Source organism: Ferruginibacter sp. (assembly GCF_014377975.1).
Taxonomy (GTDB): Bacteria; Bacteroidota; Bacteroidia; order Chitinophagales; family Chitinophagaceae; genus Ferruginibacter.
In genome coordinates this window covers 1-10,212 of record NZ_JACMOO010000127.1, presented here as the reverse complement: position 1 = coordinate 10,212, position 10,212 = coordinate 1, and the positions used below count along the sequence as shown (strand labels likewise).

General features: G+C 37.5%; 9 protein-coding genes. 8 read left to right on the top strand and 1 reads right to left on the bottom strand.

The window, feature by feature from the left end; genetic code table 11:
* Window positions 1-911 precede the first annotated feature (911 nt).
* The gene (locus H7254_RS07530) at window positions 912-3,350 is read left to right on the top strand and encodes an outer membrane beta-barrel protein (RefSeq protein ID WP_301932387.1); all 2,439 of its coding nucleotides are present in this window, start codon (window positions 912-914) and stop codon (window positions 3,348-3,350) included.
* 336 nt (window positions 3,351-3,686) lie between these two features.
* Here H7254_RS07530 and H7254_RS07525 read toward each other — a convergent pair whose 3' ends face one another.
* On the bottom strand, window positions 3,687-4,580 hold the full coding sequence (locus H7254_RS07525; protein WP_301932386.1) for an AraC family transcriptional regulator: 894 nt from the start codon (window positions 4,578-4,580) through the stop codon (window positions 3,687-3,689).
* 137 nt (window positions 4,581-4,717) lie between these two features.
* On the opposite strand from H7254_RS07525, the gene H7254_RS07520 reads away from it, so the two are divergent.
* From H7254_RS07520 to H7254_RS07490, 7 genes are all read left to right on the top strand, one after another.
* On the top strand, window positions 4,718-5,206 hold the full coding sequence (locus tag H7254_RS07520; protein WP_301932385.1) for a VOC family protein: 489 nt from the start codon (window positions 4,718-4,720) through the stop codon (window positions 5,204-5,206).
* A 33-nt stretch (window positions 5,207-5,239) separates the two neighbouring features.
* Window positions 5,240-5,647, top strand: a complete 408-nt coding sequence (locus H7254_RS07515) for a DoxX family protein (RefSeq protein WP_301923060.1) — start codon at window positions 5,240-5,242, stop codon at window positions 5,645-5,647.
* Between the two features lie 96 nt (window positions 5,648-5,743).
* Window positions 5,744-7,036 carry an MFS transporter gene (locus tag H7254_RS07510; protein WP_301932384.1) on the top strand — a complete coding sequence of 431 codons (1,293 nt, stop codon included), beginning with the start codon at window positions 5,744-5,746 and terminating at the stop codon, window positions 7,034-7,036.
* On the top strand, window positions 7,026-8,000 hold the full coding sequence (locus tag H7254_RS07505) for a VOC family protein (protein ID WP_301932383.1): 975 nt from the start codon (window positions 7,026-7,028) through the stop codon (window positions 7,998-8,000). Before H7254_RS07510 ends, H7254_RS07505 begins: the two co-directional genes overlap by 11 nt.
* A gap of 15 nt (window positions 8,001-8,015) precedes the next feature.
* Window positions 8,016-8,735, top strand: coding sequence for a PIG-L deacetylase family protein (locus tag H7254_RS07500; RefSeq protein ID WP_301932382.1), 720 nt, complete (start codon window positions 8,016-8,018; stop codon window positions 8,733-8,735).
* A 65-nt stretch (window positions 8,736-8,800) separates the two neighbouring features.
* A complete protein-coding gene (locus H7254_RS07495) occupies window positions 8,801-9,439 on the top strand; it encodes a 4-carboxy-4-hydroxy-2-oxoadipate aldolase/oxaloacetate decarboxylase (protein WP_301932381.1) in 639 nt (212 codons plus the stop codon).
* Window positions 9,432-10,212, top strand: a 781-nt coding sequence (locus H7254_RS07490; RefSeq protein WP_301932380.1) for an NAD(P)-dependent oxidoreductase, incomplete at its 3' end; no start/stop codon positions are given. The genes H7254_RS07495 and H7254_RS07490, both read left to right, overlap by 8 nt.

Sequence of the window (10,212 nt, the reverse complement as noted above, 5' to 3'; positions counted from 1 at the left end):
TTTAAACAGGCTCTGATATAATTCACACTTAAAAAAGGCTCCCCGGATTAAGCAAAGCGAAAGTTCCGAATGCATAAAGCAAGGAAACAAATGAAAATACTATACAATATTTTTTCGTATCGGAACCATTTGAAAATTAAAACGTGTTGACTGTTCTATTTAAACTGACTATATCAAAACTACATGGACAAAGTTTTACTATCAGATAAAATATTGCATATTTTAGATACAATTTAAACATCTAACTCCTGCCAAAACCAAAATCATAGTGATTTCCCACAGTATCTTTATAACATTCCATATCAAAAGGAACGTCTTCTGCTTGTTTTTCAACGGCTTTCATATCCACTGGCATTTGAATGGGTAAGCGTGCCGATGGCTTTGATTTATCCGAAAGAATTTCAAAAATCACCTGGTCTTGCCGGCCGGGGAAATGGTTAAATTATCCGCTATAAAACTTTTATTGAATAAATTTAAACAGGCTCTAAAAAAGTACATGCCTAATAAACCCTGTTGTATCGCTATATTTAAAATAACCTTGCCTGAAAAAGTATTTTTTGAGTAGGGAAAATTATAAAGTGGATTACACTAAAGCGCTCACTAAAATGCAGCCATACGATTAACCAACAGCAGTAAAACCTGCTGGCGCATTTGTGGTCATCTATAATGTGAGCCTCTGTCGCACCGCAGATTGTTGCCTGTGCGTAGGAACCAGGCAGACTCTTTTGCAAGGTTGGCTGCTGTGTGCCGGCTTTGTGTGCCTTGCAAATGTGCCTGACTTGGTGCGCTGGGCAGTCTTTTAGCCCTTTAAAATTTTCGAAGTTTACCGCAAACTTTTCACGGTTTACATCATTTCCAAATTTTTTTAGATTCTACGAAATAGGTTTGTGTTGTAAAAAAAAAGATACAACATGAAAAAGTTACTAATAGTTTTTATAACACTTGTTTTTGCCATTAAAGGTATAGCTCAAACTACAGAAACCTCTGTCTCCGGCAGTACAGTGGATACAAAGAATGTACCTGTTCAATCAGCAACCATTTCATTAATGAAGTCTAAAGATTCTTCTATAATAAAAATTGCTGTTTCTGATAAAGCAGGAAAATTTTCCTTCACTGGAATTTCATTTGGTAGTTATTTTATTACAACAAGTGCTGTAAGTTTTGCAAAAACAAATTCACCTGGATTTATTATTTCAGAAAATAATACAACGGTAAGGATTGGTACTTTTATTTTACAGGAACTAGCAAAAAATCTTTCTGCTGTTGTTGTTACCAGCAAGAAGCCACTTATAGAACAAAAGATTGACCGCATGGTGGTAAATGTGGATGCCTCTGTAACTAATGTGGGTTCTACTGCCTTAGAAGTGCTTGAAAAATCACCCGGAGTAACTGTTGATAAAGATGGCAACATCAGTTTAAAAGGTAAGTCATCAGTAATGGTAATGATTGATGGTAAACCTTCCTATCTTAATGGTGCTGAACTGGCAAGCCTTTTAGGCAGTATGAATTCAAACCAGTTAAGCCAGATTGAAATAATGACCAATCCATCAGCAAAATATGATGCTGCAGGCAATGCCGGTGTAATTAATATTAAAACAAAGAAAAGCATTACGCAGGGATTTAACGGCAGTGTTACACTAAACTACGGTCAGGGAGTTTATGCAAAAACCAATAACAGCATTATGCTCAACTACAGAACCAGTAAGATAAATACTTTTTTGAATTATGGTTACAGCATCAATAACGGTTTTATGGATTTTGACATTCAGAGAAATTTTTTCGGAACTACTGGAATAAAGATCTCTGAACTTGATCAGCAATCTAACAGAATAAATAAAAGCCAGAATAATAACCTGAAATTAGGGTTAGATTATTTTATCAATAAGCAAACGACTTTGGGGATTGTAACCACTGGATTTTTAGCGCCTCAAAAGCAGGATGGTTTTACTACAAGTTACCTTAAAGACGGTAATGAAAATATTACTACAATAGAAAAAACAATTAGAAAAGTTGACAATACCTGGAAGAATGGGGCTGTTAATATCAACTTTCATTCTTCATTTGACAGTAGTAAAAAAGATATAGCTGCCAATTTTGATTACCTGCATTATGATTTTTCAGGAAATCAAAATATTACGGGTTTTACTTATAATCCGGATCAAATATTACAGTCATCCAATTATTTAAAGAACCTGCTTCCATTAGCAATTGATATTTATTCAGGTCGGCTCGATTATGCTCAACCCCTAGATAATGGTGTTAAGTTGGAGACAGGCATTAAATCAAGCCTTGTGAAAACAAATAACGTTTCTAACTTCTATAATTTATCCAATAGCAAATGGCTTACGGACAGTGTGCTTAGCAACGCTTTTAACTATTCAGAAAATATCAATGCTGCATACCTTAACCTCAATAAAAAATTTGGGAAGTGGATGGTGCAGGCAGGCGTTAGGCTTGAGAATACGAATTATAAAGGCTTGCAATCATCCCTTTCACAAAAATTAGATTCAAGTTTCAGTCGCAATTATACCAGTCTTTTTCCAACAGCCTTTATAAGCTATGAAATGAATGGCAATAACCAGTTTACACTTTCTACCGGTCGCCGGATAGACAGACCAGCGTACCAGGAATTAAACCCCTTTATTGGATTTATTGATAAATATACCTACTCAACAGGTAACCCTTATTTGCAACCGCAGTTCAGTACAAATATTGAGTTGAGCCATTCATATAAAAATCTTTTGACTACTACAATCAATTACAGCGTTGTACATGATATGATTAATGAAACCCTTATCCACAAAGATTCTGTAATTATCAGGAGTGTCGGCAATATTGGTACAAGGTATAATTATGGCATTACAGAAAGTGCCATAATTTCGTTTAACAATTGGTACAGTGCGACAGTTTTTGCAAACCTGTATCAAAACAAATATACTGGCGAAATTAATGGCTATCCATTCAATGCAAAACAACTCACACTTTCATTAAATGTAAATAACCAGTTTAGTTTTACAAATGGCTGGTCGGCGGAATTATCTGGCAACTATACAAGCCGCAACCGGGATGAAGGGCAAGCCATTTTATTACCCTACGGACAAGTATCTGCCGGCATTGCTAAACAACTATTAAATAATAAAGCAAGCATTAAGTTTAATGTAAGGGATATTTTTTATACCCAAAACCCAAAAGAAATTCAGAACTTTCAGGATGTGCAATCAACACTAAAAATAAGCAGAGACACCAGGGTATTTAATATTGCTTTTGTGTACAGGTTTGGTAAAACTATAAAATCTAAACCGGCAAGTTCGCTACCAACCGATGAGCAGCAAAGAGTAAAAGTGAATTAGTTTACGTGAGCAATCTAAGTGGGAAAAATTAAATATTATTTTCGAACAGTAACTTGTTGCTGTAGGTTGCTCAGCATCACAAGTGCAAACAAAACGTAAATTCTATGGAATAGTCAGTTTAATGCAGCTAAATTTACGGATGCTGTTTGTAAGATGATTGTGGAAGGCAGTAACATAAATTACGGCTTAAAAAAAAGGCAACGGTGGCGCCTGCTAGTATGCAAGATTAAGGCGGCAGTAAACTTATTTGTTTCTTGCGAACTACCTACAATATTGAAGGTTTAAAATATTGGTTCTTCAGGTAGAAAAAATAACCAGATCACAGAATTGTTATTGCTAAGTTGTAGGGTTAGTTCCTTTTTTTTCACTTCTAAATTCAGTAGGTGTGAGACCGGTTATTTTCCTGAAGACCTTCGCAAAGTAATTCGGAAATTCAAAGTGTAGGTGATAAGCAATTTCTGAAACCGACATGCTCGTATGCGCCAGGTAATTTTTCGCCTGTTCTATTTTATATTCCTGTAAAAGAACTAGTGCCGACCTACCTGAAACATGTTTACATATTCTATTCAAATGGGTGCCGGAGATACAGAGTTCTTTTGCAAGCGACGAAATACTCTTGTAAGAATCAGATTTTTTTATCAGAGACTGAAAATTTTTGAAATGCTTCAATGTTGTATTTGTATCATCCATTGAACATATGGTGTTGCTGTTAAATAAGCGCACGATACTAATAAAGAGCTTTAAAAAACAGGCGTTAAGAAAGGGTTTCTTTTCAGCATTGTTAGTGAATAGTTCTTCATCGATGTCGGTTAACATTGACTTTATTTTTATAAATAAAGGATCGTTGGTTTCATTGAACAATAGTTGGTGAGTTTTTTCAAACATCACCAAAACAAAAGGTGACGTTTTACAAATATCTTCCATAACGATATCTGAAACCGTCAATATATTTCCCTGAATGTCTGCACTATACGTTAAACCATGAAGGGTGTTTGGCGGGATAATCAAAATACATGGAGCAGTTAATTTCTGTACATCCTTATTGCCGATAAATTCTACGGTACCATGACCTACAAAGAAAAACTGGTAAAGGTTCGGGTGTAAATGCGGGTCTATTACCCACCCGAATCCCCTGCTCCTGGTTTCAATCATTTCCCAAAAAATGTAGTTACTGGTAGGTTTAAAATTCAGATCACGGTAAAGCCCGTCATAATGTTTTATGCTTTTCATCACTATTGTGCCAGATGTTTAAATTGTATCTAAAATATGTAATATTTTATCTAATAGCAAAACTTTGTCCTTGTAGTTTTGATAGAGAAAGTTTAAATAGACCATCCAACACGTTTTAATTTTTAAATGGTTCCGATATGAAAAAATATTGTTTGGTATTTTCATTTGTTTCCTTGCTTTATGCATTCGGTGCTTTTGCTCAGCTTAAATCCGGGGAGCCTTTTTTAAAAGTAACTCATATCACTATTTCTGTTAATAATCTGGATTCAATGAGGCAGTGGTATATTAGTATGTTGAACGCTAGGGTGATCAGGGAAAGGCATTCAGACACTTTACAATATGTCAGGATCGGGATTGGTGATTTTTTTATTGACATGCTCCAAATAACCGGTTCGCAAAGGGAGCCCTATCAGGATCTACCCGTACTGCAACATATGAAAATACAAGGTTTCCGTCACCTGGTATTTGAGCCGGAAAACTTTGAAAAAGTATATTCCGATTTAAAGGCAAAGCGTATAGCGTTTTACAATGACCAGGATGTCAGCAACAAAACCATAACGCATTCTGTATTTTTTAAGGACCCGGAAGGCAATGTGCTCGAGTTGCATAAAGATCCGGCTCAGTAGCAAATCATTCTAAACGACAAAACAATAAGATGTATGAAGAAATTAATGAGACTGGATTTTATTCCGGTTAATTCAGATATTGCCTGGTTGCTGCTAAGAGTTTGGCTAGGGTTAAGTTTATTTATTATGCATGGCATTGAAAAAATCGCCGGGTTTTCCACTATGCAAGGTCACTTCCCTGATCCAATTCATATTGGAAGGACACCGGGATTAATTTTCGCGTTACTTTCTGACAGTATTTGTTCCTTACTTGTAATCTTGGGACTGTTTACCAGGATCGCCTCGGGCATTATTGTATTAAACCTACTGGTGGTTTTTATTTTTTTACATGGATTTTCTTTCGACAAGGAGCATGCCCAGCTGGTTTATGTTTATCTGGGTGGATATTTAGCCATTTTTATTTCAGGTGGAGGTAAATATTCCATTGGTAAAAAACCCTGATTATTTTTTTAGTAACCTGTAAATACTTAACAAATATGACAACTTCACGCTCCGGCAACATTTATAAAATCCAACATAATTATAAATAATGAATTGATGATAATAGGTGATGAAAAAATGTCGAGAGTACAACACATAGCTATTGCCATCTGCTTCCTGATGAACATGTGTGATGGGATGAATGTTATGACAATTTCTTATACAACTAATGCCATATCTAAGGAGTGGATGGTAGCTCCATCTAACCTAGGATTGGTGTTCAGTGCAGGCTTGCTGGGAATGGCTTTAGGAGCCATGTTTCTTGCCCCAAAGGCTGATTTGATAGGCCGAAAGTCCGTTATACTAATCAGTGCGCTTTGGATGGGCATAGCTTCGGTCTTTACTGGTTTTGCACAATCGATAACGACATTGGTATTACTTCGGTTTTTTACTGGTCTTGGAATTGGCAGTATGCTGGCCTGTACCTCAACACTTGCTGCAGAATATGCTCCACAAAGAACAAAAAATTTTTGGGTAAGCTTTGTAATGGCAGGTTATCCCGCGGGCGCCGTTCTTTCCGGTTTAACTGCTAATTACATAATCACTCAGTATGGATGGAAGGCATTTTTCTTTTCAACAGGTGTTATCACACTGCTTACCACCCCTTTTACTTTTCTGTTTCTAAATGAGTCTCTTGACTTTTTACTTAAGAAGCAGCCTGTAAATGCTTTGGTAAAAATCAATCGTATTCTAAAATCTATGAATAAAAAAGTGCTTTCAGTGCTGCCAACCAAGGAAATAAAATACGCGCAATCCTCGGTGATTGTGTTATTCAATCATGAAAAAATAAAATCGACCATTGTTTTGTGGCTGTCGTTCTTTCTGAGTTTTGCTGCTTTATATTTTCTTACCAGCTGGATTCCCAAAATTGCGGCTATTTCAGGTATGTCGGCCTCCCTTGCCATTTATGCAGGTATCCTTTTTAACATGGGTGCTTTGTTTGGGATTATTTTCCAGGGATATCTTTCAGCAAAATTTGGCTTGAAAAACATCATTTGCTATTTCCTGCTGGGTACAGCCGTGTTAATGATATTATTTGGATTCGTTAAGGACCCCTTTTTCTTATTGCTGCTATTTTGCCTGATCGGCTTTGGCATCCAAGGTGGGTTTATTGGGTTATATGCTGTTGCTGCCAAATTGTATGAAACAGAAATACGGAGCACAGGAATTGGATGGGCCATTGGCTTTGGCAGATTAGGTGCTATTATTGGTCCATTTCTGGGGGGCATATTGATTAGCCAGGGCATTAGCATTTCTTTAAATTTTACATTCTTTGCTATCCCTGTGTTTATTGCTGCAGTAGCAACCTTATTTATTCAGTTAAAAAAAGAAGTAGCTTATGAAAAATGAGATCATTTGGGACATCGCACATCTGGGACATGTTGAGTTATTGACCCCAAAATTGGATGCAAGTACCCGCTTTTTCACTGATGTCATGGGCATGAGTATTACAGAAGCAAAGGATGGCTCAGTTTACCTGAGAGCATATGATGACTACGAACACCACTCGTTAAAACTCACCCAACATAAACATGCGGGAATGGGACATTTTGCCTGGAGAGCAAAAAGTGAGGAGGCCCTGAAACGTCGCGTTGAAGCCATTGAAAAAAGTGGTTATGGCATAGGCTGGTCAGGTAATAACATAGGCCATGGCCCTGCCTATCTTTTCCATTCGCCCGATGGCCATAAAACAGAAATTTATTTTGAAACGGTCAAATATAAATCAGGACCAAATGATAGTTCAGCCCTAAAAAATACAGTTAGTAAATTTCCGGGAAAAGGAATCAATGTTCGGCGTCTGGATCATTTAAATCTTTTTTCAAATGATGTCCGGGCATTCAGAGATTTCCATTTGCAAAACCTTGGCGGACTGTTAACAGAATCTATAGTAGATAACCTAACCGATATGAACCCCAAGGCTGTTTGGTTTGCCGTAAATTCAAAATCATACGACCTTGCCGTAACGATTGACTATTTAGGATTGAAAGGGAGATTTCATCATGTAACTTACGCCTGTAACAGTAGAGAAGAAGTACTGATTGCAGCAGATATTTGCTTAGAAAACGGAATCAAAATTGAAACAGGCCCTCATAAACACGCAATCCAGCAAACCTTCTTTCTTTATGTCTACGAGCCAGGTGGTAATCGTATTGAAGTTGCTAATACTACAGCGCGACTGATACTCGATCCCGACTATAAAACCATATATTGGACCGTTGATGAACGCAAAAAAGGGCAGGCGTGGGGATTGCCTACAATCGAATCATTTCACACACAAGGTACTCCAATGCCCGAAGACATGGAATATCAATAAATCTGTTTAAATAGCATGAAAAATAAACTTTTAATAATAGGTGCGCATTCTGGTGATTTTGTTTGGCGGTCAGCGGGTACTATTGCAAAGTCGATAGAAGAAGGTGCGCAAACCCTGGTAGTTTGCCTTTCCTATGGGGAGCGGGGAGAATCGGGGGAATTATGGAAGGAAGATCCAAAACGAAGTATAGAAAATGTAAAACAGATACGTCATGAACAGGCTCAAAAAGCGGCAGATATTCTTGGCACACCCATTCAGTTTTTAAATTGGGGCGATTACCCAATGCTAATTTCTGAGGAAAGGATAGAGCAGCTTACCTACTTGATCGGCGATTACGAACCTACCACAATCCTTACGCATTCCGAGAAAGACCCTTTCAATCCCGATCATCCACTCGCTTTCCAGGCAACTCAGCGTGCCCGTTTATTATCCAGCGGTGCCGGTGTTCCAAGCGCTTTCAAAAATATTGATCCGCCTGTTTGGTACTCTTTTGAACCCCATCAACCGGAACTTTGCGGATTTGTGCCTAATACTTTTATAGATATAAGTTCGGTAATGGACAAAAAAATAGCGGCCATGGACTGCATGGGCGCTCAAACGTACCTTAAAGATTATTATATTGAGTTGGCGGGCAGAAGAGCGAATCACGCAAGGAGAATTTCTGGAAAAAAAGAAATAAAATTTGCTGAAGCCCACCAATGCATGGTGCCCAGGATTGTGAACAGTATTTTTTAATTAGTGATGAGCGGGGGCATTAAGTGTTCAATGATTCATCACCTGTTATTTATAATTTAATAAAAATGGACTTGATAAAAGAACTAAGTAGATTTTCCGCAGCAACCATTCATGAAGCATTGAGCAAATATGGTAACCTGCCTTCAGCCATAAAACCAATTAACCCTGCAATGAAAATTTGTGGCCCAGCTTATACAGTTAAAACAATGCCAAGAGACAATGTTTTATTGCATCGGGCTTATGCTTATGCAAAACCGGGTAATGTAATTGTGGTGGATTGTTCTGGTTTTTACGAAGCCGGTTACTGGGGTGACCTGATGAGCCTTGGAGCTAAAACAAAAGGTATTGCAGGCCTGGTAATAAATGGTTGCGTAAGAGATGCAGATGATATTGAAGCAATGGGTTTTCCAGTTTTCAGCAGAGGGCTATGTATTTTGGGTACAACTAATCATGGAGATGGAACTTTAAACGAGCCAGTTATTATTGGTGATGTTTTGATTAGCCCAGGAGATATTATTGTTGGTGACAGGGATGGCGTGGTAGTAATACCACAAAACAGAATTGAAGAAGCGATTGAAAAATCAATTGCAAGAGAAACGAAGGAAGAAAATATAAGAAAACAATTGAGAGAAGGAAAGACTTCATTGCAAATCTATGGCTGGACATTTAATGACAAATACTCAAACGACAACAGCAATGAATAACAACTTGCATATAGCTGTATTGGGCCTCGGAGAGGCTGGAAGTATCTTTGCCAATGAGCTGGCTGCAATGGGTATTACTGTTTCTGGCTGGGACCCTTTACCAATAAGAAAGCTACATGAAAATATTCGATTTGCTAAAAGCAATAGAGATGCTGCAAAAGAGGCAGATATTATTTTGAGTGTAAACCTATCAGCCGTTTCAGAAGTTGTTGCTAAGGAAGTGTTGCCTGTGCTTACTGATAAAAAGATTTATGCAGATATGAACACTTCATCGCCTCAACAAAAAATATCGATTGAATGTTTACTGCAATCCTCCGGAGTGCAGTTTGTTGATATGGCCATCATGGCTCCGGTGCCGCCAAAAGGAATAAAAACCTCTTTCCTTATTTCGGGCAATGGTGCAGCATTGCTAAAAGAGCAGTTGGATAAATATGATTTAAACATAGAATTATTAAGCAATAAAACAGGCGACGCTTCCACACGAAAATTACTTCGTTCAATTGTATATAAAGGGATAGCCGCAGTAATATGTGAAGCCATTGAAGCAGGCAAAGCTTTCGAATTGGAACAATACATACGTGAACAAATCTCTTCGGTAATTGGCGGTAATAATGCATTGATTGATCGCTTTATTGAAGGAAGTAAAACACATGCAGAACGCCGCATTCATGAAATGGAAGCAGTAGTGCAAATGCTGGAAGAAAAAAAAATGCAGTCAATAATGTCTGGTGCTACAAAACAAAACCTTATAAATATTCTTAACTACAAAAAAT

What these genes read in the sequence shown, in the direction of transcription:
- H7254_RS07530 (WP_301932387.1), top strand. Translation starts at nt 912, where the DNA reads ATGAAAAAGTTACTAATAGTTTTTATAACACTTGTTTTTGCCATTAAA.
- H7254_RS07525 (WP_301932386.1), bottom strand. Translation starts at nt 4,580, where the DNA reads ATGAAAAGCATAAAACATTATGACGGGCTTTACCGTGATCTGAATTTT.
- H7254_RS07520 (WP_301932385.1), top strand. Translation starts at nt 4,718, where the DNA reads ATGAAAAAATATTGTTTGGTATTTTCATTTGTTTCCTTGCTTTATGCA.
- H7254_RS07515 (WP_301923060.1), top strand. Translation starts at nt 5,240, where the DNA reads ATGAAGAAATTAATGAGACTGGATTTTATTCCGGTTAATTCAGATATT.
- H7254_RS07510 (WP_301932384.1), top strand. Translation starts at nt 5,744, where the DNA reads ATGATAATAGGTGATGAAAAAATGTCGAGAGTACAACACATAGCTATT.
- H7254_RS07505 (WP_301932383.1), top strand. Translation starts at nt 7,026, where the DNA reads ATGAAAAATGAGATCATTTGGGACATCGCACATCTGGGACATGTTGAG.
- H7254_RS07500 (WP_301932382.1), top strand. Translation starts at nt 8,016, where the DNA reads ATGAAAAATAAACTTTTAATAATAGGTGCGCATTCTGGTGATTTTGTT.
- H7254_RS07495 (WP_301932381.1), top strand. Translation starts at nt 8,801, where the DNA reads ATGGACTTGATAAAAGAACTAAGTAGATTTTCCGCAGCAACCATTCAT.